Below are 24,643 nucleotides of genomic sequence, written 5' to 3'. Positions count from 1 at the left end.
TCTAATCTATTTCTTCGTAATCAACATACTCTCCCACTTTTTTGGTTTCGCGCGGGTTTTTAGCATTGGCAGTATTAACAATTATTTCGTCTTTATTAGTATTTGTGTTTTGCCAAGTGTTACCTTGATTATATTGATTGTATTGCTGTTGCTGTCTCTGAAAATTTTCGCTGGCATTTTCTACTGCTTTTTTAACCAAGACTGGCAAAAAGATTCTAGCCAAAAATTTCATGATATAATAAAAGGCAATTAGCCCAATAATGAATCTTAAACCTGAAAATGATGCTTCCTGCATAACTCTATAATTTTTTTCCAAAATTAATAAATCCGTTGTTTAAAAATAAAATATGAATCTTAAATAAATAATAAAATATGTACATTTGAAATGCGTTATTATTTTTTAATCCAAAAAAAATTATATGTTCCAAATTAAAAACTTACTTGCCCCGGTACTTTTTTTTATTCCACAACTATTTTTTGCGCAATATACCGACGTTATTAATTCCAACCGCCCTGGCGAAACGATGTCAGCCTACGCTGTCGGAAAATCTGTAATTCAAGCCGAATTTGGCGTTTATGGCATTAAAGAAAAACACGACTTATTAGATTATGATGCCAGCGGATTTGGAACAGATTTAACCATTAGATTTGGTGCTTTTCTAGAACAATTAGAATTTATTGCTGATTTACAATATCAAGCAGAAAGTTTTGATACTCCGTACACTAGCTACAAAAAGAACAATTTTAGACAAACAGTTTTAGGAGCTAAATATCTTATTTACGATCCGTATAAAAATTACAAAAGAGAAGTAAACATTTACAGTTACAAAGCCAATCGAAATTTTCAATGGCGAGAGCTGATTCCTGCAGTTTCGGTTTTTGCTGGAGCTAATTTTGTTGGTGCTGACAATCCTTATTATTTTTCTGCAGATGGAGCCATTTCTCCTAAGGTTTCGATTATTACCCAAAACCTTCTTGGAGGCGGATCTTGGGTTTTTGTCACAAATATTATTGCAGATTATATCGGTACAGACTATCCAAGTTACGGATATGTATTAACTTTGACGCACGGATTTAATGACCGTTGGTCTGGTTTTCTTGAAAATCAAGGCTATAAGAGTGACTTTTACAGCGATTCAATTCTACGTACAGGTGCTGCTTACCTCCTTTCTTCTAACTTGCAGGTTGATGCTTCTATAAGCACTAACTTTAAGAATACGCCTTCTATTTTATATGGCGGAGTTGGAGTATCATGGCGTTATGATGGATGGTACAAAGAAAAACAAATAGAAGACAAAGCTGCAGCAAGAGCAAAAAAGAATCCAGACAATGAGAAACCAATAGATTATCAGGAAAGAGAAAGAAAACGTAAAGCAAAATACGAATAAACATAAATAACTAGATCCTTTTTAAGGACTCTTAATACCATCTAATGATTACAATTAAAGAAGCCAAAAGCAAGAAAGAATTAACCGAATATATCAAATTTCCTTTTTCATTGTATAAAGACAATCCATATTGGGTACCACCAATTATTTCAGATGAATTGGAATCTTTTGACAAAACAAAAAATCCTGCGTTTGATAATGCCGAAGCTTACTTTTATTTAGCATACAGAGACAATAAAATTGTTGGCCGCATAACTGCTATTATCAATTGGTCTGAAGTCAACAATCAGCATAAAAGAAAAGTGCGTTTCGGTTGGTTTGATGTAATTGATGATATTGAAGTTACGAAAGCACTGCTTGAAAAAGTGTATGAATTAGGAAGAAAACACAACTTAGAGCATGCTGAAGGACCAATGGGATTCTCAAACTTAGATAAAGTTGGAGTTCTTACTGAAGGTTTTGATCAGGTTGGAACCATGATTACTTGGTACAATCATGAATATTATGTTAGACATTTTGAAGAGTTGGGCTTCCAAGTTGAAAAACAATATATTGAAAGTATATTTCCTTTTTCTAATGTTAAACCAGAATTCTTCCAGAAAGCACAAGAGTTAATCAAGAAACGTTACGGACTAAAAGCACTTAATTTTACCAAAACAAAAGACATTATGCCTCACGTAGACAAAATGTTTGACTTGTTTAATGAATCTTATGAAAAACTAGCTTCGTTTGTAGCCATTTCTGATGTGCAAAAAGAATATTTTAAAAAGAAATACATCAGCTTCATTAATCCAGAATACATCAAATTTGTGGTTGATAAAGATGATAATCTGGTAGCTTTTAGTATTGTAATGCCAAGTTTTGTGGAAGCTTTGCAAAAAATAAGAGGTAAATTATTTCCATTTGGTTTTCTGCAATTATTAAAGGCTAAAAAACACAGTAAAGATGTTGTTTTTTACCTCATCGGAGTTCATCCTGAATATCAGAATAAAGGTGTAACCGCTATTATTTTTGACGAATATTACAAAACGTTTTCTGCCAAAGGAATTCAAACTTGCATTAGAACTCCAGAATTATTAGAAAATAATGCTATTCATTTACTTTGGAAAAATTTTGATCCCATTATTCACTGTCAGAGAAAGACTTATTTGAAGAATCTTTAAGTATTTTTCGATACAGTTATCACCATAAAAAAATCCATTCGCCCCCAAACGAATGGATTTTTCACTTTATAAAACACATCATTACTCTACTTTACAATCTACTTTTGTTAAAGTATTTTTTGCATCAAATTTCAGTTTTGTTTTATCTTTAAAAGAAACTTTATTATTTGCATCTACAACATCGCCATATCCTTCAATAAAAGTTCCGTCTTTTTGCAGAAAAGCAACTTCCCTAACAGACGAAACACCTTCAGAATTAAACGTATAATCAGCAATTAAAGTATCGCCTTTCATATTTCCTATTAAAGTTCCCTCATTTTTATCTTTTCCAACCAAATTATAGCTTAGTTTTCCGTTTACTTCTTGATGAGAATTAACATTAAAACTCATCTCGATAACACTTCCATTAGATTTCCAAGCATAACACTGATCTCCGGCAGGTTCAGCAATTTCAGCTTCTTTTGGCGGATTTGGCGTAATTTGCACTGGCTCAGTTGTAGTAGTTTCTTTTTTACAGGAAGTGAAAACTATTAGAATGATAGCTGTTATGGTAATAACTTTTTTCATACTTGTCTTTTTTTTTTATTTTGTTGATTATGAAATAAAATTACCTCAAATAAAAAAAAAATCCATTCTTAAAAAGAATGGATTTTTTACATAATTCCCATGTGGGAAAGTTTATTTTTTCAAGTCCTTACGAAACGTCAACTGTAGTACGTTCTGCAATTTCTTTATAAGTTCCATTAGTCAGTTTCTCGCGGATTGCTTCGAAAGCTGTTAACGTTTCGTTGATATCTTCTAATGTATGAGAAGCCGTTGGAATCATTCTTAATAAGATAATTCCTTTTGGAATAACTGGATAAACAACAATAGAAAGGAAAATACCGTAGTTTTCTCTTAAATCATTTACCATTACCATTGCTTCAGGGATACTTCCTTCTAAGTAAACTGGTGTAATACAAGTGTTTGTATCTCCAATATTAAATCCTTTTTCTTTAAGACCGTTTTGCAATGCATTTACGTTTTCCCAAAGTTTATCTTTAATTGCAGAAGATTTACGCAATAATTCTAAACGTTTCAAAGAACCAATTGTTTGAATCATTGGCAATGCTTTTGCAAACATTTGAGAACGTAAGTTGTATTTCAAATAATCGATAACCGTTTTATCAGCCGCTACGAAAGCACCAATATTAGCCATAGATTTTGCAAAAGTAGAGAAATAAACATCAATCTGATCTTGAACTCCTTGCTCCTCACCTGCTCCAGCACCTGTTTTACCTAAAGTACCAAAACCGTGAGCATCGTCTACTAATAATCTAAAATTGTATTTTTTCTTTAATTCAGCAATTTCTTTTAATTTTCCTTGCTGTCCACGCATTCCGAAAACACCTTCAGTAATAAATAAAATACCTCCTCCTGTTTCTTCTGCCATTTTAGTAGCACGCTGCAAGTTTTTCTCCATACTTTCAAGATCATTGTGTTTGTATGTGAAACGTTTACCCATGTGTAAACGAACACCATCAATGATACAAGCATGTGAATCTACGTCATAAACGATAATATCATTTTTAGTAACCAAAGCGTCAATGATAGAAACCATTCCTTGGTAACCAAAATTCAATAAATAAGCAGACTCTTTCATTACGAATTCAGCCAATTCATTTTCTAATTGTTCGTGGTACGTAGTGTGTCCAGACATCATACGAGCTCCCATCGGATATGCTGCACCAAACTGAATTGCCGCATCTGTATCTGCTTGACGAACCTCCGGATGATTAGCTAGACCTAAATAATCATTTAAACTCCAGTTTAAAATATTTTTTCCGTGAAATTGCATTCTAGGACCCAACTCTCCTTCTAACTTTGGGAAAACATAATAGCCTTCTGCTTGAGAAGCCCATTTTCCTAAAGGTCCTTTATTGTCCTGAATTCTTTCGAATAAATCTTTTACCATAATTATATGTAGTAATTTTTTTTACTTAATCAGCGAGCAAAAATAATCATTATTAATTTAAAATGAAGAGACTCAATTATTTTTATTTAAAAATAATCAACAGAATCTCTTTTGTGAGATTTAACTTAAAACATCCTATTAAGTTCTATTTAAGCCTCAATCAAAATTATCAGCAAACATGATTTTTATCATAATAAAAGACAAAATAGTCTTTTATTTTTGATCCATATTTAAATGAAAACAAAACCAAGTAATTATGGAAAAGAATAACAAAATTTGGATTAAAATGAACATGCTGATATGTTCATTTTTTATAATTTTTCTTTTGGGCAGTTGCAAAAAAGATGAAGCCAAAAATTATGCAGACATTATGACTGAAGGCGAAATGGATGCTGAACTTACATCTCCTCCGCACGTTCCGAAACCAGTTGGAAACAGAACAGCCATGAAACTGAAATTAAACATGGAAATTAAAGAACAAGAAGGTACAATGACTGATGGCGTAAAATATACGTATTGGACATTTGGAGGTTCTGTTCCGGGAAGTTTTATTAGAACTCGTGTTGGTGACGAAGTTGAATTTCATTTAAAAAACCATCCTGATAATAAACTTCCTCACAATATTGATTTGCATGCCGTAACGGGCCCAGGTGGTGGAGCAACTTCTTCTCTTGTAGCGCCTGGACATGAAAAAGTATTTAGTTTTAAAGTAATCAATCCTGGATTGTACGTTTACCACTGTGCAACAGCTCCTGTGGGAATGCACATTGCAAATGGTATGTACGGATTAATTTTGGTTGAACCAGAAGGCGGACTTCCTCCTGTTGATAAAGAGTATTACGTAATGCAGGGTGATTTTTACACTCAAGGTGAATATGGAGCAAAAGGTCTTCAGCCCTTTGACATGAATAAAGCCGTAAAAGAAACTCCTGATTATGTTGTATTTAATGGAAAAGTGGGGTCTTTAACAAATGGAAATGAATTGACAGCAAAAGTAGGTGAAACCGTTCGTTTGTTTGTTGGAAATGGCGGACCAAACTTGGTTTCTTCTTTCCACGTTATTGGAGAAATATTTGACAATGTGCATGTTGAAGGCGGAAGTACTATCAATAAAAATGTTCAAACGACTTTAATTCCTGCTGGTGGCGCTGCAATTGTAGATTTTAAAGTTGAAACTCCAGGAACTTTTATTTTGGTTGATCACTCTATTTTTAGAGCATTTAATAAAGGCGCTTTAGGAATGCTAAAAGTTGAAGGAAAAGAAAACAAAAATATTTACTCTGGAACTATTCAGGAAGGTATTTATCTGCCTGAAGGCGGAACAATCCAAAAAATGCCAGGTGCTACAGCTGCTAAAACAGTAGCTCCAAAACGTACTGTTGAAGAAAAAGTTAAAATTGGAAAAGAAATTTTTGGAACAACTTGTTTTGCTTGCCATCAATCTGAAGGACAAGGAATTCCTAGCACTTTCCCTCCTTTAGCAAAATCAGACTATTTGAATGCTGATTCTAAACGTGCAATTAAAACAATCCTTCATGGTTTAACTGGAGAAGTAACCGTAAACGGTAAAAAATACAACAATGTAATGCCAGCTCAGAATTTATCTGATGATGAAATTGCAAATGTACTAACCTACATTTACAACAGTTGGGGAAATAATAAAACCGAAGTTACTCCTGAAATGGTAAAAGCATTAAGATAAACAGCAAACATTCAGCATGAAAAAATACATTTTCATACTAACTATCTTTTTCTCTGTGTTTAGTGTCATGAAGGCTCAGGAAAAAGGAATGGCTTTCATAAAAGAGGGATCTTATGTCCCTCTTTATGGAGCTGTTTCTCAAAAACCCGTCACTGTAAAATCGTTTTACATAGACATTTATCCCGTTACGAATAGTGAATTTTTAGAATTTGTCAAAAAGAATCCTTCTTATCAAAAATCAAAGATTAAAGGGATTTTTGCTGACAAAAGTTATCTCTCTTATTGGAAGAATGATTTTGATTTTGGAAATGCAAAACCAAAATCGCCCGTAACAAGTGTTTCTTGGTTTGCTGCAAAAAAATACTGCGAATGTCAAGGAAAACGTTTGGCAACAATGGACGAATGGGAATATGTGGCAATGGCTGATACCAAAAAAATTGACGCACGAACCAAAAAAGAATTCAACGAATACATTTTGTCTTGGTATGAGAAATCAAGAACGTATGAAAATGAAATTGGAAAAACTTTCAAAAATTACTGGGGAGTTTACGACATGCACGGTTTGGTCTGGGAATGGACTTCTGATTTCAACAGTATCTTTTTATCAGGAGAATCTAGAAAAGACAAAAGCACAGACAAAAATCTTTTCTGCGGAAGCGCTTCTGTAAATGCATCCGATTTAATGGATTATGCGGCTTTTATGCGTTACGCTTTTCGCGGAAGTTTAAAAGCACAATATTCTACAAGAAATCTTGGCTTTAGATGTGCCAGCACAACAAAACCGAAAATCTAATTTAAAATTAGTTTACAATGAAAAAAATAGCAATTGCTTTACTTCTCCTATTCTCTTTTTACAGCTGTAAAGAATCTGATAAAAAAGAGGTTAAGGCAGAAACAAATAAAGAAATCAGCGATTTATCAATTTACAATCTTCCTTCAAAATGGACAACTCAAGATGGAAAGGATATTGAATTAAAATCACTCAGAGGAAATGTTCTCGTGATGGTAATGATTTACACAAGCTGTAAAGCTGCATGCCCAAGATTAGTAGCCGATATGCGCGATATTGAATCGAAACTGGAGAAAAAAACAAAACAGCATGTAAAATTGATTTTGGTAAGTATTGACCCTAAAACAGATACTCCGCAAAGATTAAAAGCGTTTTCAATTGAAAATAAAATGAATCAAGATCCTTGGATTTTCCTTCGTTCATCTGAAGAAAACACAAGAGAATTTGCGGCAGTTTTGGCTGTCAATTACAAACAAATTTCTCCAATAGATTTTTCGCACTCTAATATTATTAGTGTTTTTAATCCAGAAGGAGAATTGGTTTTTCAGCAGGAAGGTTTAGGTGTAAATAATGAAAAAACAATTGAAACCATAAATCAAGAAGCAGCAAAAATATAGATATTTAAATAGGTTAATTAGTAAGGAAACAAGAGCAGGTTTATGATAAAATCGGCTCTTGTTTTTTATTTATATAAGAAGCCCAGTTAAGCTTCGGAGAAGCGAAATATTTATAGAAAAATCTAAATCATCTACATAGAGATCTCCAGCGGAGCAAAATATTTATCAGGTTAACAAATTATAATCCTAATATGATTGTATAAATATATCGCTCCGCTGGAGCTTTTTATCTTTGTCAAACGTTTTCTATAAATATTTCGCTTCTCCGAAGCTTTACAATATCTCATCCCTCTGCTATAAATATGCCGTTCGCGGGAACTTACTTACTATCACAATATGATTTTCGTTTGATTATTGAACTCATCATTAAAACTAATCCCAAAACCAAAAGAATACTCAATATCAAAATACTTTGAAAATATCCTGGAAGAGTTCCTTCTCCAAAAAAGAAAAACCAGCCTTGCAGAAACAATAAAACTTCTGTCAAAATATATCCTAAAATAAAACACTTCACTCCTATTTTCAATATTGAAGAATCAGGAGAAAGCATTTTATTCTGAAGTAAAATTCCAAATAAAAATCCTGTTATGATTCCCAAAGTGGTTAAATGAATAAAGCCAATCACAAAATTTCTGATTTGATGCGAAACCTCAGCAAGATTTGGAAAAATAGTCAATAATTGGATACCTACTTTTAGAAAGAAAGAACACAAAGCCAAACCGTAAACTATTTTAGTCGTTTTATTTAATGTGTTTTTGAAATCACTGATTTGTGGTTTCAGCATTTTATAGAAATAAATAAAAGCCATAAACTGAATTAAAACTCCCAAAACATTGATATAACTCAAAATATCATCTTCGACAAACCATCGCACAGGAAAACAAACAGTTAAAAGTGTAGAAACAATAATCAAAAAGTAAAACTTTTTAAACTTTACCTCATCTATTTTATCTTGAAATTGCTTTAAAAACAAAGCTAGAATTGCCAATATAAACCAGCCATTAAACTGAAAATGCAGAAAAAACTGAATTGCAATCTGATAAAAAGCGCTTTGTTTTCCTAATGTACTCACAGCTGGACCAAGGCACCAGACGCCGCAAGTAGATAAAACCATAAATAGAACCGAAACCAAAAAAAGTCTCTGCGATGGAGATTTATCCCTCGAACAATCTTTCCAAACCAAACAGCAAAAACCATAACTCAGCAAAATATGCATGGTCGAAAAAACAATCGAAAACAAAGCATAGCCTTGAATCGGAAAAGCAATCATCATTCCGACAACCGAAAACTCTGTCAGCCAAAAAAGACGGTTATAAATTGGCTTCTGGCTTTTATCTTTCGGAATAAAAAAATGAACAATCAAGACATAAACAATCAAATAAACCCAGCCCAACATAGCAACATGCGAATGTGCATGAAGCAGAAAACTATAGTTTAGAAAATCTAAAGGAAACAGATACATCAACCGCATTAATAATCCGAAGACACAAGCAATCAGAAAATTAAAAAAACAGCACAGTATCCAAGCTTTTTGAGAATTCATAGATTATATTTTTATTTAAACACATAGAAACATAGATTTTATTTTTTCTGCACAATCTTGTCATCCTGACGAAGGAAGGATCACACTAGAAATTCCGTAAAGTATTTCTCCAATCTTTGTCGATTTCCGAGTGTGATTTCTCGTTCCTCGAAATGACAAAAGTTGCCATAAAGATCAGTAGCTAAAAATAACATTTCTTAAAAAATAAAAAACACCGATAATTATCATACTTAGATATTCTATCGGTGCTTTTTCCACTATTAAAATTAACCTTTATTCTACTTCTACAAAGTCTTTTTCTAAAGTCACAGCTTTTGGAAATAAAATATTGTTTTCCAAATGAATATGTTTGTGCAAATCTGCTTCAAACTCTTTCAGCATCGCAAAAGTTACCCTGTAAGTTGTACAGGCATCTGCTGGCGGAGTGTAATTATTGGTCAGTTCGGCAATTTCTCTAAAGCGTTCCCCTTCATTGTCATGTTCGTGCATCATCATCGCAATCGGATTGGAAACGGTTCCGAAAGATGGCTGATGTAAAATTCCGTCTGTATCTTTCGTTTTCACCATTCTTTTTACAAATGGAAATAAAACCAATTCTTCTTTTTTCATGTGTTGAGATAATTCTCCTGCACAGCCAATAAACAGTTCATTAATCTTAAATAATTCTGGATGATTTACTCCATGAACTTTGCATAATTTATCTAAAAACGGAAGTAAAACATTCGTTTTTTCTTCAACATAACGGTGATGTGTTTTCTCAATATAATCTGCCAATAAATCCAATGGCCATGAATTGAAATCAATACTTCCATTATTTTCTGATTGTACAACTTGCAGCACATTTTCCAATAAAGCATCTGCATCAATATTTTGTTTTTCGCATACTTCGGTTACTGTTCGGTTTCCTTTGCAGCAAAAATCTATTCTATATTTTGAAAAAACTGCAGCTGTTCTAAAATCTTCAGCTACAAACGATCCTATAGTTTTGTTTTTTAAATTTTCCATGATAATCAATTTTAAATTTTGTGTTTAATTTTTTTTGTTTTTTAACGTCAGCTCAAATACAAACCAAGCCATAGTTATGAAACCGATTCCGAAAATTGAATCTCCAATAGCACGAAGCCATTTTAAAGTAATCATTGTTGGTTGCTGCATTAATTCTGATGAACGAGCATACCACATTCCGTGATTGATACTTTCAATTGCCTGCCAAACGCCAATTGGCAATAAACTCAAGATTGCCATTAAGAACAATCCAATATTTAAAGACCAGAAAGTGATTTTAAGCAGTTTAGTATTCCAGCTTACATTTCGGTATAAACTTCTTAGTACGAATAATACCAGACCAATTCCCAGCATTCCGTACACTCCAAATAAAGCGGTATGTCCGTGCAAAGGCGTTGTATTTAATCCCTGAACATAATACAATGCGATAGGCGGATTAATAATGAATCCGAAGATTCCTGCTCCGAGGAAATTCCAAAATGCTACCGAAATCATAAAGTAAATCGGCCATTTGTAATCGGCAATCCATTGTGTAGATTTTGAGATTTTATAGTTTTGATACGCTTCAAACCCTATTAATGTTAGCGGAACCACTTCTAAAGCACTAAATGTTGCTCCTAAAGCCATAATTGCTGTTGGCGTTCCTGAGAAATACAAGTGGTGGAATGTTCCTAAAATACCTCCAGACATGAAAATAATCGTCGCAAAAAGCACATTTAAAGTCGCTGTTTTGGTTTTTAATAATCCTAAACGAACAAACAAAAACGCAATTACAACTGTTGCAAATACTTCGAAGAAACCTTCAACCCAAAGGTGAACTACCCACCATCTCCAATATTCAGCAATGGCTAAATTGGTTTGTCTTCCCCACATTAATCCTGCTCCGTAGAACATGGCAATTGCAGTACAAGAAACTAAGAACAAAATGATCAGGTTTTTCTCTTCTGTTTTTTTCTTTAAAACGGGAAGTAACGGACGAATCATTAAAGCCAACCATAAAAACAATCCCACCAAAAGGAAAATCTGCCAGAAACGGCCTAAATCTACATATTCGTAACCTTGATGTCCGAACCAGAAATTTTGCACTAAATTTAATTTCTGCATTACTCCAAACCATTGTCCAGCCATTGAGCCTAAAACAATAATTAGCAAAGCAATAAACAGAAAATTAATACCAAAACACTGAAATTTAGGATCTTTACCAGAAACTGCCGGAGCAATGTATAATCCTGTTGCTAGCCAAGCTGTTGCAATCCAGAAAATTGCCAATTGTGTGTGCCATGTACGGGTTACTGCATACGGCAAGATTTTATCAATTGGAATTCCGTATAAACCATGCCCTTCTACTCCATAATGCGCCGTAATAATTCCGAAAACCATTTGTAAAACCATCAACAAGCTTACAATCCAGAAATATTTGGTAACCAATCCCATAGATTTTGTTTTTCCCTGCTTAATCAGCGGATCTTCTTTTGGAAGCGGAAATTCTTCTTCTTCACCCGATTTTGCATGATAGAAAACTAAGATTCCAACGCTTAAAATCAATAAAATAATACTGACTCCAGACCAAGCTAAAAGTTCTGTTGTGGCGGTATTTCCAACCAATTCATCTGACGGCCAGTTGTGTGTATAGGAAATATCTCCATCAGGGCGATTGGTAACTGTTGCCCATGTTGCCCAGAAGAAAAAGGCATTCATTTTATGCATTCTTTCGACATCTGTAATCGAGTTTTTCGGAATGGCATATTCTTCTCTCAGTTTATCAAATTGCGGATCATTTGTAAAAAGACCTTTGTAATATTCGCTTAAATGCTCAATCGCAGCCAAACGATTTTCAGAAATGGTAAGCACTCCCGTTGCCGCATCATATCGATTGGTTCTTAAATCTTTCTGAAGACGAATCTTTAAAGCCGATTGTTTTTCGGCATCCAATTCATCATATTTTTGATTAAAATCTTTCTTGGCATAAATGTCCAATATAAAAACGGCTTCTCTATGCAACCAATCCGCGGTCCAGTCTGGGGCCACATAAGCGCCGTGTCCCCAGATAGATCCCACTTCCTGGCCACCTATACTTTGCCAGATATTTTGTCCGTCCTTAATTTCGCTTTCGCTAAAAACCATTTTTCCAGAATCGGTTACAATTTCTTTTGGAACAGGCGGTGCCTGCTGATAAATCTCATAACCATAATACCCCAGCACTGCAAATGAAATGCTCATAACTAAGGCAAAAACCAACCATAATTTTTTTTCTCTTTTCATTCTTTTTTTATTTAATAAAAGACAATTTTATCTTTTATTGGTTTTAAAAAAAACTCCAAATCCATTTACGGCTTTTGGAGCTTTTAATTATTTACTCAACAATTAATACGCCTTTCATCATGGCTACGTGTCCAGGGAAAGAACAAATAAATGGGTATGATCCTTTTTTATCAATTGTAAACTCGATTGTATCTTCTTCTCCACCGCCAATTAATTTAGTATGTGCGATAATAGAAGCTTTTTCAGATTCTGGAATATAATCAGTTGCTTTAGCATCATTAGCTTTTAAAGCAAAAGCAGCTTGGTCTGTTCCCTCTTGCAAAATCACTAAATTGTGTCCCATTGCTTCTTTCGGGATTTTACCAACGTGTTTCAAAGTCAATTTGATTGGTTTTCCAGCAACAGCTTTCAATTCATTTACATTAAACTGCATTTGGTCATTTCCTTCAATAACTAAAACATTTTCCTCTGTGGCTGCAGCTGCTGGAGCTTGTTCGCCTTCAGTAGATGTCTCAGTTGCCTCTGTTGGTTCAGCTGGAGTTGTTTCTTTTTTACCGCAAGAAGTAACTGCTAAAAATCCCATTAGGATTAATACTGAAATTTTGGTTTTTGTATTCATTTTTAAGATATTTAATAATATTAATTGTTCGTATTTGTTGCTTTGAGAAAGAAATCTCCCGATTTTACATCAGAAGCTAACTGTTCTAAAGTTGTACTTTTAAGCATTTCTAACAGCAGCCCTCTAATCTTCTTAAACTCGTGGTGAACCGGGCAAGGATGTTCTTCTGAGCATTCCTTTAATCCGATGCCACAACCGCTGTATATTTTGTTTCCATCAATCGCATCCACAATCTGAATTAGTTTTATTTTTTTTGAGGCTTCTGGCGAAACTTCAAATCCGCCCCCTACTCCTTTTGTCGAATGAATTATGCCACTTTTGGTTAAAATCTGCATAATCTTGGCTGTAAATGGTTCTGGCGAATCAATTTCTTTTGCTACGTCTTTTATTCCAACCCTAATTCCTTTAGACGATTTGGTTGCAATAAATATTGAAGCTCTTATTCCGTACTCACATGCTTTTGAAAACATACATCCTTTATTAATTCCATACAAATATAGAGAGGTTTTAAATAAAAGACAAATTTATCTTTAATTATTTTTTTAGCCTTTAGATATTATTTATAATGAAACTAATTAGTATCAATAACAACACATATTCATCATTCAATTCTTATAAAAACCAATTTTAATTTTAACTTTGAGAGTATTAAATTTTAAATATTTAACAAATGCCTTTAAGCAATTCAAAAGATTTAAAACTGGCAGTCCTTATTGATGCAGACAATGTGCCATATAGCAACGTAAAAGGCATGATGGAAGAAATTGCGAAACTAGGAACGCCAACCACGAAAAGGATTTATGCCGACTGGACAAAACCTAATGCAAATGGCTGGAAGGGCGTTTTATTGGAACATGCCATTACTCCTATTCAACAATATAGTTATACGGTCGGGAAAAACTCATCAGATTCGGCTCTGATTATCGACGCAATGGATTTGCTTTATTCTGGAAAACTAGATGGTTTCTGTATTGTTTCGAGCGACAGCGATTTTACAAGACTTGCTGTGAGACTTCGCGAATCGGGAATGAAAGTAATTGGAATTGGAGAAAAGAAAACGCCAAACTCTTTTATTGTTGCCTGCGACCGATTTATTTATATTGAAGTTTTGGATGGTGCAACTCAAAAGAAAAAACCAAAAACAGTTGCTGCCGATACCAAAAAACCAGTTGAAAAACCTGCTGAAAAAGCACTTCATAAAATTGACAAACAAACTATTGAACTTATTGAATCTACAATTGAAGATATTGAAGATGATGATGGCTGGGCATTTCTAGGGGATGTCGGCAATTTAATCGTGAAGAAAAAACCTGAATTTGACCCTCGAAATTATGGTTATTCAAAACTGACGCCAATGCTTAAATCATTAACTGATATTCTGGAAATTGACGAAAGAGAGTCAGACAAAAAAGGAATCAAACACGTATATGTACGTTTAAGATTCAACTAATTATCGCATTTATTACCTATCTAATTTTTTAAAAACATGAGAAAGAAATTCTTTATTTACGGATTCTTATTGTTTCTAATTGTTGCAGCAATTTACTATTACACAGGACGAGGTTATTTACTCGTTATTATTATCCCAATTTTGCTAATTGTGGGTATTTACAACGCATCTCAAGAAAAACATGCTATTTTAAGGAACTTTCCGGTTCTGGGCTATTTCAGATATTTATTTGAAATGATTGCGCCTGAGATTCAGCAGTATTTTATTGAAAGATCTACAGACGGAAAACCCTTTTCAAGAAACCAACGTTCTTTAGTATACCAAAGAGCCAAAAATATTGATTCGAGCACTCCGTTTGGAACGCAATTAAACTTAAATACAGAAAATTACGAAGGAATCAAACATTCTATTTTTCCTGCAAAAGTAAACGAAGAACTGCCTCGTGTACTCGTTGGCGGAAAAGATTGCAAACAGCCTTATTCTGCCTCTTTATTTAATGTTTCGGCAATGAGTTTTGGTTCGTTGAGTGAACATGCAGTTCGCGCCATTAATATTGGAGCAAAAAAAGGGAATTTCTATCAAAATACAGGAGAAGGCGGATTAACTGAATTTCATCTTGAAGGCGGCGGAGATATCACTTGGCAAATTGGAACTGGATATTTTGGATGCCGCGATGCAGAAGGGAATTTCAGCCCAGAAAATTTCAAAGAAAAAGCCAATCTTCCAAATGTGAAAATGATTGAAATCAAGCTTTCTCAAGGAGCAAAACCAGGTCATGGTGGTGTTCTTCCTGCGAAAAAAAATACAGAGCAGATTGCTAAAATTAGAGGCGTTGTACCACATACAATGATTCTTTCTCCTCCTGGACATCATGCTTTTTCTGACTCAAAAGGGTTAATACGATTTATTAAACAATTACGTGATCTATCTAATGGAAAACCGATTGGATTTAAATTATGCATTGGAAATACAGCTGAGTTTGAAGCTATCTGCCAAGAAATGATTAATGAAGATACTTACCCAGATTTCATTACCGTTGATGGCGCTGAAGGAGGAACTGGAGCTGCTCCACTTGAATTTGCAGATGGTGTCGGAATGCCTTTTGAGCCAGCGTTGATTTTCGTAAACAAAACTTTAGTTCGTTTAGGGATTCGCGATAAAATGCGTATTATCGGAAGCGGAAAAATCATTTCTGGTTATTCTATTCTACATGCGATTGCGTTGGGTGCTGATATGTGCAATAGCGCCAGAGGATTTATGTTTTCTCTTGGATGCATTCAAGCTTTACGTTGTCATAATAACGAATGCCCAACTGGAGTTGCAACTCAGAATAAAATGCTGATGAAAGGTTTGGTTGTTACCGATAAATCTGAAAGAGTTTACCATTTTCATAAAAATACGCTTCATGCTGCAAACGAACTTTTGGCTGCGGCTGGAAAAACCTCATTTGCAGATGTTGACATCAATATCTTTATGCGTGGTGATGAATTTACGAACTTATCGGAACTTTATTTTCCAGACAACTTGAAAAACGTTACTCAGTTCTCATAAATAGAAAAGCCTCTTCAAAATTGAAGAGGCTTTTTGTTTATTTGAAATAAGGCAATCAAACAACCGAAATTCATTCCGTAGGAATGTCTCATTGGTAGAATTAAATTTGAATTGTTGTTATGCGTACGTTCCGTAGGAACGTTTGATTAACAATACATATATTCAACATAAAAAACAGGTGTCCCTACAGGACACTATGCAAAACAATACCATTTTTTTTCTACCAATGAGATATTCCTAACGGAATATTAAGAATTTGTTTATGTTTATAATTTTGCAGTTTCTTTACCTGCATTTGCAGTTCCTTCTAAAACCGCTAATTCTTCTTGATCCACCAATTCCTGTGCCAAAATAGCATTATTATAAGCCAAGAAATACACATCAAACTTTACACCTTCAGCAATAAGAGAAGGAGAAATCTGATCGTTCTTGATCATCTCTTTTAATAAGTCTGGAAAAGATTCTTTGTAGGCTAGTTTATTCGCATCGTTTTCTTCTAAATTAGTTTCAATTCTGATTTCGATTTTATTGTCATTAAGAAAAGCTTTTGCTGATGTACTCGTAATTCCACTTCCTTTTATAGAAGATGAATTATTATAATTACTTACATGTTCTTGAATTTTCTGCTTGGTATTTTTACAGCTTACTAAAAATAATGCAAATGCAAACACAAATGCGATTTGGGTAATTTTTTTCATAAATTTTTGGTTTAATAGTTATTTTTTAACTCAAACATAATTAATTTATAACACAAAACCAACTCTCGATTACAAAAAACAAACCTCCAATTCTTTGTAAACAAACTGATTAGACTCCTTAAACCCATGCAATTTGTAAGAATAAAAATATTTCTTTTAAACTTAACTTTTAGCCTTAAACACAAAAAAGTCTCTTTAAATAAATTTTAAAGAGACTTTTAATATGTAAGAATCAAAATGATATGTTTTGTGCAAAAATATTATTTCAGAAAATCTTTAAGTGATTCACCTGTTAAGGTTTCTTTGTCTAAAACCGTGTTGTCGTCTGCTAGAAAATAAACGTCAAACTTCACTCCTTCCTCAATCAATTGTCTCGGAATTTCGTCCTTATCGATCATTACTTTTATCAATTTTGGAAAAGAAATAACAGATGCCGATTTATTAGCTTCATTTTGCTCTAAATCAGTCTCAAATCGCAATTCTATTTTATCATCGTTAATATAACCTCTTGCTGTGGTAAGCGTTACATTATCGGCTCTAAAACTCGGGGCAATAGTTTTATTATAGGTAACAACATACTCTTGAAGTTTCTGCTTGGTATTTTTACAGCTTACAAGCATCAATACCATCATTATTGCAAAGGCAATCTGGTTTATTTTCTTTAGCATAATTTTTTTATTTTAATTTTTGAAGTCTTAATAATGCCTCAAGATAGTAATAATCTGCGTAATTTATAGAACAATCTATCTCACTATTTGCAGGTTTATGACCTGTTGAATGCAATAAAAATGCTGAATTTACATCGTGACTCTGATAGTTGTCAGAAAGTGAAACAATCATCTTTTTAGCTTTTGCCAAATATTCCGCTTTCAAATTCTTGTCTTTTGTGTACGAACTTAATTCTAAAAGTGCAGAAGAAACAATAGCAGCCGCCGAAGCATCTCGAGGTTCATTAGGAATATTTGGCGCATTAAAATCCCAATACGGAACTAGATCTTCTGTGGTTAATTTATCCAAATAAACACGCGCTAATTTATGGGCGAAATCTAAAAACTTAACATCTTTTGTTTCTCTATACGTCATTGTGAAACCATAAATAGCCCAAGCCTGACCGCGCGCCCACATACTATCATCGCTATATCCTTGAGCGGTTCTTCCTTTTATCTTTTTTCCTGTTTCGTAATCGTAAATAATAACGTGATACGAAGTATTATCTGGTCTAAAATGATTTGCCATTGTGGTTTCGGCATGTTTTACAGCAATATCATAAAGTTTCTTATTTCCGCCATTTTTTGAAGCCCAAAACAAAAGCTCCAAATTCATCATATTATCAATAATGGTATTATGTCCTCCCATTTTGTTGTGAGGCCAAGATTGGATTGTTCCCACTTTCGGATTAAAAAGTGTCGCCAATGTATCTGCAGTTCTTAAAATAATCTGTTTGTATTCCAGATTTTTAGTCAACCTGTATCCGTTTCCGAAACTATTAAAAACCTGAAAACCTAAATCATGATCGCCTGCTTTGCTGGTAGAAAGTGGCGTTAAAAAGCGACTGAATTTATCAGCTTCTTTTTCCCATTTTTTATCTTTAGTCGCTTCATACAAAAACCACAATTCTCCAGGCCAGAACCCGCTTGTCCAATCTTTATAGCCAACAAATTTCCATTCATTGCTTCCATTTGGAACTGTTCTGGGAGAAGTTCCGTCATTCGGAATCACTTTTAAAGTTTTAGAAGCTTGTTCTGCGCAATAATCCAATTGCTTTTTAATACTAAACGAATTGTCTTTTTGAGAATAGCTTTGATTTCCTAAAAGAAATAAAGCTGCAATCAGGGTAAAAAATTTTGCCTTCATGTGGTTATTTTGATAGATAATTAATTAACTGATAAATTTATAAAATAAAGTGACGTTATAGAGGCTTTGTATTTTTTGTTACCTAAAAATGGATTATTGACTACCTTATTCTAAAGTATTCGGTCTAGTTTGTCATTCCGAGGAACGAGGAATCACACGAGGAATTCCGCAAAGTAATTCGCCAATCTTTGTCGATCTGCGAGTGCGATTCCTCGTTCCTCGGAATGACAAACGAGGCTTAATTTCTTTTAAAAATTTAGCCTAAATTTGCTTTAACCAAAACCCATTCTCAACTTGAACAAAACAAGAATTAACTATTTCCTAATCTTCCTAAGCATAATTGTTTTCGGAATACTTTCAAGAAAAATTCCTTTTATTCCTTTATGGATTGGTGATTTTCTTTACGCTGTAATGATTTACTTTTTAGTTAGAATTTTCTTTCCATCAAAAAAGTTTTGGTTTGTAATACTATTTTCTCTTTTTATTTGTTATGGAATTGAGTTTTTACAGCTTTATCGAGCCAAATGGATTATTGACCTTAGAAAAACGCTTTTTGGAAGATATGTTTTAGGTCAAGGATTTTTATGGTCGGATATTCTTGCTTATACGTTTGGAATTTCACTTACCTTTATTATTGAAAAATCATTTTTAAAATACTATAACAATGAATCTCGTTTTCGCATCAAACAACAAAAATAAAATTGCAGAAATTCAAAGTATGCTTCCGGAAAGCATTAAAATATTAAGTTTAGAAGATATTAATTGTTTTGAAGACATTCCTGAAACAGCTGACACCATAGAAGGAAATGCCATTTTAAAAGCCGATTATGTAACTCAAAAATATGGTTACGATTGTTTTGCAGATGATACAGGTCTAGAAGTAAATGCTTTAAATGGCGAACCTGGAGTTTATTCTGCACGTTATGCGGGCGAGCAAAAAAATGCAGATGATAACATGAACAAGCTTTTGGAGGCTTTAAAAAATAAGGAAAATCGCAGCGCCCAGTTCAAGACCGTTATTACTTTAAACTTAAAAGGAAAACAATATTTGTTTACCGGAATTGCAAAAGGAGAAATTACACAAACAAAAACAGGAACAAATGGTTTTGGCTACGATCCTATTTTTAAACCAGAAAATTTTAATGAAACCTTTGCCGAACTGCCTTTAGCAACTAAAAACACTATAGGTCACCGCGGAAAAGCCGTTAAGCAACTCATTGATTTTCTGAGCACCACAAAATAATTGTTTAAAATACAACATTTTAGAGGCTAAATTTTACATTTCACGACGTGTTTTTTGGCGATTTTCTGCATTTCTTGCAAAAAATTATTTTAATCAAATTGTAACTTTTTGATAATCAATTCTTAACAAATACATAATTCTTAAAACTGCATTAGTTTATCTGAATAATTAACAGTAATTTTGCACCCTATTTTAAAACACATATGAATAAATTTGAACAATTAGGATTGAATGAATCGTTACTGAAGGCGATTTTAGATCTAGGATTTGAAAATCCGTCAGAGGTACAGGAAAAGGCGATTCCCCTATTATTGGAAAAAGACACGGATATGGTTGCGTTGGCTCAAACAGGGACAGGGAAAACGGCAGCTTTCGGTTTTCCGCTAATTCAAAAAATTGATGCCGACAACAGAAATACACAAGCATTAGTTTTATCGCCAACACGCGAGTTATGTTTACAGATTACTAACGAACTTAAAAACTACTCAAAATACGAAAAAGGTATTAATGTGGTAGCAGTTTACGGAGGAGCTAGTATAACAGAACAAGCAAGAGAAATAAAGAGAGGTGCACAAATCATTGTGGCGACTCCAGGAAGAATGCAAGACATGATTAACAGAGGTTTAGTAAACATTAAAAACATAGATTACTGTGTTCTTGATGAGGCTGACGAAATGTTAAACATGGGATTCTATGATGATATCGTATCTATTTTATCAGATACTCCAGACGAAAAAAGCACATGGTTGTTCTCTGCAACTATGCCGCAAGAGGTTGCTAGAATTGCAAAACAATTCATGAGCGATCCATTAGAAATTACTGTAGGAACTAAAAACTCAGGTTCATCTACAGTTTCTCACGAATTTTATTTAGTTAATGCTCGTGATCGTTACGAAGCATTAAAACGTTTAGCTGATGCTAATCCAGACATTTTCTCTGTAGTTTTCTGTCGTACAAAAAGAGACACGCAAGCTATTGCAGAGAAGTTAATTGAAGATGGTTATAGCGCCGCTGCGTTACACGGAGATTTATCTCAAGCGCAACGTGATGGTGTAATGAAATCGTTCCGTGGAAGACAAATTCAGATGCTTGTAGCTACTGACGTTGCTGCACGTGGTATTGATGTTGACAATGTAACTCACGTTGTAAACTACCAATTGCCTGACGAGATTGAAACTTACAACCACCGTTCTGGACGTACAGGTAGAGCTGGAAAATTAGGTACTTCTATTGTAATTGTTACAAAAAGCGAGTTACGTAAAATTTCTTCTATCGAAAGAATCATCAAACAAAAGTTTGTTGAAAAAACTATTCCATCTGGAATTGAAATCTGCGAAATTCAGTTATTGCACTTAGCTAACAAAATTAAAGATACTGAGGTTGATCACGAAATTGACAACTATTTGCCAGCAATCAACAATGTTCTTGAAGATTTATCAAAAGAAGAGTTGATCAAGAAAATGGTTTCAGTAGAATTCAACCGTTTCATCACTTACTACAAAAAGAATAGAGATATCTCTGTTTCTGGTGGTGAAAGACGCGAAAGAGGTGATTCTGAACCAAGAGAATTCAGTAATAATGGAGCAGTTCGTTATTTCGTAAATATTGGTTCTAGAGACAATTTCGATTGGATGTCATTAAAAGATTACTTGAAAGAAACATTAGACTTAGGTCGTGATGATATCTTTAAAGTAGATGTAAAAGAAGGTTTCTCTTTCTTTAACACTGATCCACAGCATACAGACAAAGTAATGGATGTTTTAAACAACGTTCAATTAGAAGGTCGTCGTATCAATGTTGAGATTTCTAAAAATGATGGTGGAGGAAGACGCGATCATAACAACCGTGGCGGAAGACGTGATTCTGGAAGAAGAGAAGGAAACTTCGCTCCAAGACGTGAAGGCGGTTTTAGAAGTGACAGAAGTTCTTCTAGAGACGGAGGTTCACGCGAAGGCGGATCTCGTGATGGAGGCTTCAGAGGCGACAGAAACTCATCTTCAAGAAGAGAAGGCGGTTTCAGAAGCTCTGCTCCAAGAAGTGAGGGTGGTTCAGAAAGAGCTCCAAGACGTTCTGAAAACTTTGGAGATAGCTCAAGACCAAGAAGATCAAGAAGAGATTAATTTTTCAATTTCTTAAAATACAAAATCCCGAATTCCAAACATACATGGAATTTGGGATTTTTTTATTCCCAGAATTTAAGTCACTATATGACTTTTGTAATCCAATATAACCTCCTCTGTCTTTTTTTATTTAACATTAAAAAGGCAATACTTCAGCCTTTGTTAATTTTCTTATAATTAAATTCTAAGACTGCGAGATATTTAATCCCTATTTACTACTTTTAGAGCTTTAAATCAGGATATGAAATATTTCGCAATTTTCTTTTTTACACTTCTCGCTAACATTGGTTTTGCACAAGATACGCAGCAGCCAACAGTTCCACAAAGAGTTTCAGGTTATGTTATTAATGACGACAGCAAACAACCGCTTGCTGGCGTAAACATCATTAACACCAATAAAGTGCGTGGTGCAAAATCTGACGAAAAAGGGTATTTTGAAATTGACGTGCAAGTCAATGATACGCTTCACTTTTCTATTCTAGGATTTCAATCATTGAGAATCAGAGTTACAAACGACTGGATCAAGAATAAAGTAACTAGAATTCAGCTGACAGAAAAAGCAATTGCCCTAGAAGAGGTGGTTATTGCTCCATTTTCTTTGACAGGATATCTTGAAATAGATTCAAAATTAATTCCAACAAAAGAAAACTATCGTTATAGCATTTCTGGACTTACGCAAGGTTATGAAGCTGGAGAATATGCTCCAAATGCTTTTGGAAAAGTTCTAGGATCGATTTTTAATCCCGCCGATATGCTCTATAATTTCTTCGGAAAAAATGGTAAAGAGCTCAAGAAGCTTAAAGAAATGAAAAAAGACGATACCGTACGAACGCTCTTGGAGTCCAAATATGATCGCGAAACGGTCGCTGTCCTATTAGGAGTGAGCAAGGATGAAATCCCTGAAATTATGCACCGCTGCAACTATTCTGATTCTTTCATACAAACCGCAAATGATCTTCAGATTATGGATGCAATTAGCGCTTGTTACGAACAGTATAAAGTTTTGAAAAGAAATTAATAATATTTTATCATAAAAAAAATCCTCAATTAAGATTGAGGATTTTTTTATAGTCGCAGTTGACAGTCTCAGTTTAACAGTTCTACGAACTGAATACTGAGACTGCTACTGAAAACTATTTTATTTAACTGGAATATTCTCTAAGATCTCAAGAACAAATTTCCAATACTTCTGTGCAGATGAAATACTTGCTCTTTCGTCTGGAGAGTGCGCTCCGTGAATAGTCGGTCCAAAAGAAATCATATCCATATCAGGATAATTTGTTCCTAAAATTCCGCATTCTAAACCCGCGTGGCAAGCTACAACTTTTGGCTGTTCACCATTTTGCTTTTCGTAAATCTCTTTTAAAACTTCTAAAATTTCAGAGTTTACATTTGGAGTCCATCCTGGATAAGAACCAGTAAGTTCTACCTCGCATCCAACCAATTCAAAAGCAGAACGTAGTGAATTAGCCAAATCAAATTTTGAAGATTCTACAGAAGAACGCGTTAAACATCCAACTAAGATTTCTCCGTCTTTTATAACAACACGAGCAATATTATTTGAAGTTTCAACTAAGTCAGCCATATCAGCGCTCATTTTGTAAACTCCATTTTGAGCTGCATAAATCGCTCTGATAATTCCTTCTTGAACTCCTAAGTCCATTACCTTTTCAGGCAAATCACCTTTTACGATTTCAATAGATAAGTTTGGTTCGGTTGTTTTATATTCAGCTTTAATATCAGAAATAATTTCCTGCATATCGTAAACGTAAGCTTCATCAAACATTTGAGAAATAATTACTTTCGCAACACTTTCTCTTGGAATTGCATTTCTAAGACTTCCTCCGTTAATTTCAGCAATCTGCAAACCAAAGTTTTCAAATGCGTCAAATAATAGACGATTCATGATTTTATTTGCATTTCCTAAACCTTTATGAATATCCATTCCTGAATGTCCACCATTCAAACCTTTTACTGTAATGGTATACCCAACAGAACCTTCTGGAACTTCTTCTTCGTGATACGTTCTTGTTGCTGTTACGTCAATTCCACCAGCACATCCGATATCAATTTCATCATCTTCTTCTGTATCCAAGTTCAATAAAATCTTCCCTTGAAGAATCCCACCTTTTAAGTTTAACGCGCCAGTCATTCCTGTTTCTTCGTCAACAGTAAACAATGCCTCGATTGCCGGATGCGGAATGTCTTTGCTTTCAAGAATAGCCATAATAGTCGCCACTCCTAGCCCATTATCAGCTCCAAGTGTTGTACCGCGTGCGCGAACCCAGTCACCATCAACATACATGTCGATTCCTTGTGTATCAAAATCAAAAACTGTATCTGCATTTTTTTGGTGCACCATATCTAAATGCCCCTGCATTACGATTGGTTTACGATTTTCCATCCCTGGAGTTGCCGGTTTTCTGATGATTACGTTTCTAATTTCATCTTCGAAAGTTTCTAAACCTAAGCTGTTTCCAAAGTTTTTCATAAACTCAATGACACGCTCTTCTTTCTTGGATGGACGAGGAACTTCGTTTAAATCTGCGAATTTGTTCCAAAGTGCTTTTGGTTCCAGATTTCTTACTTCTTGACTCATTATATTTTGTTTGATGTTTAACAATTAAGAGCTTCAAAGTTACAAAGTTTAATTGCTTTTTTTGCCACGAATTGCACGAATTAGC

23 protein-coding genes are annotated in these 24,643 nt (G+C 34.2%); 11 read left to right on the top strand and 12 right to left on the bottom strand.

The features are described from left to right. Position 1 precedes the first annotated feature (1 nt). Complete coding sequence (locus ACNRYB_RS11975) at positions 2 to 295, bottom strand: DUF4834 family protein (RefSeq protein WP_343542095.1); 294 nt, start codon at positions 293 to 295, stop codon at positions 2 to 4. Between the two features lie 124 nt (positions 296 to 419). On the opposite strand from ACNRYB_RS11975, the gene ACNRYB_RS11970 reads away from it, so the two are divergent. Beyond that, positions 420 to 1,388 (top strand): transporter, encoded by a 969-nt coding sequence (locus tag ACNRYB_RS11970; RefSeq protein ID WP_473730201.1) that lies wholly within the window; start codon positions 420 to 422, stop codon positions 1,386 to 1,388. Positions 1,389 to 1,432: 44 nt separating this feature from the next. Continuing rightward, positions 1,433 to 2,551, top strand: coding sequence for a GTP cyclohydrolase (locus tag ACNRYB_RS11965; protein ID WP_129748392.1), 1,119 nt, complete (start codon positions 1,433 to 1,435; stop codon positions 2,549 to 2,551). Positions 2,552 to 2,632: 81 nt separating this feature from the next. Here the strand turns inward: ACNRYB_RS11965 and ACNRYB_RS11960 are convergent, their stop codons facing one another. Together ACNRYB_RS11960 and ACNRYB_RS11955 are read right to left on the bottom strand one after the other, a co-directional pair. Further along, positions 2,633 to 3,118 (bottom strand): hypothetical protein, encoded by a 486-nt coding sequence (locus tag ACNRYB_RS11960; protein WP_473730200.1) that lies wholly within the window; start codon positions 3,116 to 3,118, stop codon positions 2,633 to 2,635. A 127-nt stretch (positions 3,119 to 3,245) separates the two neighbouring features. Then, positions 3,246 to 4,505 (bottom strand): aminotransferase class I/II-fold pyridoxal phosphate-dependent enzyme, encoded by a 1,260-nt coding sequence (locus ACNRYB_RS11955; protein WP_008462520.1) that lies wholly within the window; start codon positions 4,503 to 4,505, stop codon positions 3,246 to 3,248. A gap of 256 nt (positions 4,506 to 4,761) precedes the next feature. Between ACNRYB_RS11955 and nirK the strand changes: the two genes are divergently transcribed. The 3 genes from nirK to ACNRYB_RS11940 are packed head-to-tail and all read left to right on the top strand — an operon-like array spanning position 4,762 to position 7,614. Then, on the top strand, positions 4,762 to 6,207 hold the full coding sequence (gene nirK, locus ACNRYB_RS11950; RefSeq protein WP_473730199.1) for a copper-containing nitrite reductase: 1,446 nt from the start codon (positions 4,762 to 4,764) through the stop codon (positions 6,205 to 6,207). A gap of 16 nt (positions 6,208 to 6,223) precedes the next feature. Continuing rightward, positions 6,224 to 7,000 carry a formylglycine-generating enzyme family protein gene (locus ACNRYB_RS11945; RefSeq protein WP_473730198.1) on the top strand — a complete coding sequence of 259 codons (777 nt, stop codon included), beginning with the start codon at positions 6,224 to 6,226 and terminating at the stop codon, positions 6,998 to 7,000. A gap of 17 nt (positions 7,001 to 7,017) precedes the next feature. Then, entirely contained in the window at positions 7,018 to 7,614 is a 597-nt protein-coding gene (locus ACNRYB_RS11940; protein ID WP_473730197.1) for an SCO family protein, read from the top strand. A gap of 319 nt (positions 7,615 to 7,933) precedes the next feature. Here the strand turns inward: ACNRYB_RS11940 and ACNRYB_RS11935 are convergent, their stop codons facing one another. The 5 genes from ACNRYB_RS11935 to ACNRYB_RS11915 form a co-directional block, all read right to left on the bottom strand. Continuing rightward, positions 7,934 to 9,157 (bottom strand): hypothetical protein, encoded by a 1,224-nt coding sequence (locus tag ACNRYB_RS11935; RefSeq protein ID WP_473730196.1) that lies wholly within the window; start codon positions 9,155 to 9,157, stop codon positions 7,934 to 7,936. Between the two features lie 273 nt (positions 9,158 to 9,430). Then, positions 9,431 to 10,162, bottom strand: a complete 732-nt coding sequence (ric, locus tag ACNRYB_RS11930; RefSeq protein WP_473730195.1) for an iron-sulfur cluster repair di-iron protein — start codon at positions 10,160 to 10,162, stop codon at positions 9,431 to 9,433. Positions 10,163 to 10,186: 24 nt separating this feature from the next. Then, a complete protein-coding gene (locus ACNRYB_RS11925) occupies positions 10,187 to 12,424 on the bottom strand; it encodes a nitric-oxide reductase large subunit (RefSeq protein WP_473730194.1) in 2,238 nt (745 codons plus the stop codon). A gap of 91 nt (positions 12,425 to 12,515) precedes the next feature. Next, the gene (azu, locus tag ACNRYB_RS11920; RefSeq protein ID WP_473730193.1) at positions 12,516 to 13,043 is read right to left on the bottom strand and encodes an azurin; all 528 of its coding nucleotides are present in this window, start codon (positions 13,041 to 13,043) and stop codon (positions 12,516 to 12,518) included. A 20-nt stretch (positions 13,044 to 13,063) separates the two neighbouring features. After that, positions 13,064 to 13,513 carry an RrF2 family transcriptional regulator gene (locus ACNRYB_RS11915; protein WP_473730192.1) on the bottom strand — a complete coding sequence of 150 codons (450 nt, stop codon included), beginning with the start codon at positions 13,511 to 13,513 and terminating at the stop codon, positions 13,064 to 13,066. A gap of 200 nt (positions 13,514 to 13,713) precedes the next feature. Here ACNRYB_RS11915 and ACNRYB_RS11910 point away from each other — a divergent pair, with 200 nt between their 5' ends. Together ACNRYB_RS11910 and ACNRYB_RS11905 are read left to right on the top strand one after the other, a co-directional pair. Continuing rightward, positions 13,714 to 14,493, top strand: a complete 780-nt coding sequence (locus ACNRYB_RS11910) for an NYN domain-containing protein (RefSeq protein WP_260669402.1) — start codon at positions 13,714 to 13,716, stop codon at positions 14,491 to 14,493. A gap of 36 nt (positions 14,494 to 14,529) precedes the next feature. Beyond that, the gene (locus ACNRYB_RS11905; RefSeq protein WP_473730191.1) at positions 14,530 to 16,044 is read left to right on the top strand and encodes an FMN-binding glutamate synthase family protein; all 1,515 of its coding nucleotides are present in this window, start codon (positions 14,530 to 14,532) and stop codon (positions 16,042 to 16,044) included. Between the two features lie 266 nt (positions 16,045 to 16,310). On the opposite strand, the gene ACNRYB_RS11900 is transcribed toward ACNRYB_RS11905, so the two are convergent. The 3 genes from ACNRYB_RS11900 to ACNRYB_RS11890 all read right to left on the bottom strand — a co-directional run bounded on the left by ACNRYB_RS11900 (position 16,311) and on the right by ACNRYB_RS11890 (position 18,596). Next, positions 16,311 to 16,742: a hypothetical protein gene (locus tag ACNRYB_RS11900; RefSeq protein ID WP_129748405.1), complete on the bottom strand. Its 432-nt coding sequence runs from the start codon at positions 16,740 to 16,742 to the stop codon at positions 16,311 to 16,313. 260 nt (positions 16,743 to 17,002) lie between these two features. Further along, positions 17,003 to 17,410, bottom strand: coding sequence for a hypothetical protein (locus ACNRYB_RS11895; RefSeq protein WP_129748406.1), 408 nt, complete (start codon positions 17,408 to 17,410; stop codon positions 17,003 to 17,005). Positions 17,411 to 17,417: 7 nt separating this feature from the next. Beyond that, positions 17,418 to 18,596, bottom strand: a complete 1,179-nt coding sequence (locus ACNRYB_RS11890) for a glycoside hydrolase family 88 protein (protein WP_473730190.1) — start codon at positions 18,594 to 18,596, stop codon at positions 17,418 to 17,420. A 294-nt stretch (positions 18,597 to 18,890) separates the two neighbouring features. Between ACNRYB_RS11890 and ACNRYB_RS11885 the strand changes: the two genes are divergently transcribed. The 4 genes from ACNRYB_RS11885 (at position 18,891) to ACNRYB_RS11870 (ending at position 22,977) form a co-directional block, all read left to right on the top strand. Continuing rightward, complete coding sequence (locus tag ACNRYB_RS11885) at positions 18,891 to 19,295, top strand: ribosomal maturation YjgA family protein (RefSeq protein WP_473730189.1); 405 nt, start codon at positions 18,891 to 18,893, stop codon at positions 19,293 to 19,295. Then, positions 19,261 to 19,839: a non-canonical purine NTP diphosphatase gene (locus tag ACNRYB_RS11880; protein WP_160782379.1), complete on the top strand. Its 579-nt coding sequence runs from the start codon at positions 19,261 to 19,263 to the stop codon at positions 19,837 to 19,839. The genes ACNRYB_RS11885 and ACNRYB_RS11880 overlap by 35 nt, the downstream gene beginning before the upstream one ends. Positions 19,840 to 20,042: 203 nt before the next feature. Further along, the gene (locus tag ACNRYB_RS11875; protein ID WP_129748410.1) at positions 20,043 to 21,959 is read left to right on the top strand and encodes a DEAD/DEAH box helicase; all 1,917 of its coding nucleotides are present in this window, start codon (positions 20,043 to 20,045) and stop codon (positions 21,957 to 21,959) included. A 241-nt stretch (positions 21,960 to 22,200) separates the two neighbouring features. Next, the gene (locus ACNRYB_RS11870) at positions 22,201 to 22,977 is read left to right on the top strand and encodes a carboxypeptidase-like regulatory domain-containing protein (protein WP_129748411.1); all 777 of its coding nucleotides are present in this window, start codon (positions 22,201 to 22,203) and stop codon (positions 22,975 to 22,977) included. A 120-nt stretch (positions 22,978 to 23,097) separates the two neighbouring features. Here the strand turns inward: ACNRYB_RS11870 and ACNRYB_RS11865 are convergent, their stop codons facing one another. Then, positions 23,098 to 24,558: an aminoacyl-histidine dipeptidase gene (locus tag ACNRYB_RS11865; RefSeq protein ID WP_473730188.1), complete on the bottom strand. Its 1,461-nt coding sequence runs from the start codon at positions 24,556 to 24,558 to the stop codon at positions 23,098 to 23,100. Positions 24,559 to 24,643 lie beyond the last annotated feature (85 nt).

Source organism: Flavobacterium sp. CR10, assembly GCF_055814415.1.
Note: the sequence above shows the minus strand (reverse complement) of the source record. Positions and strands in the feature narration are given on the sequence as shown.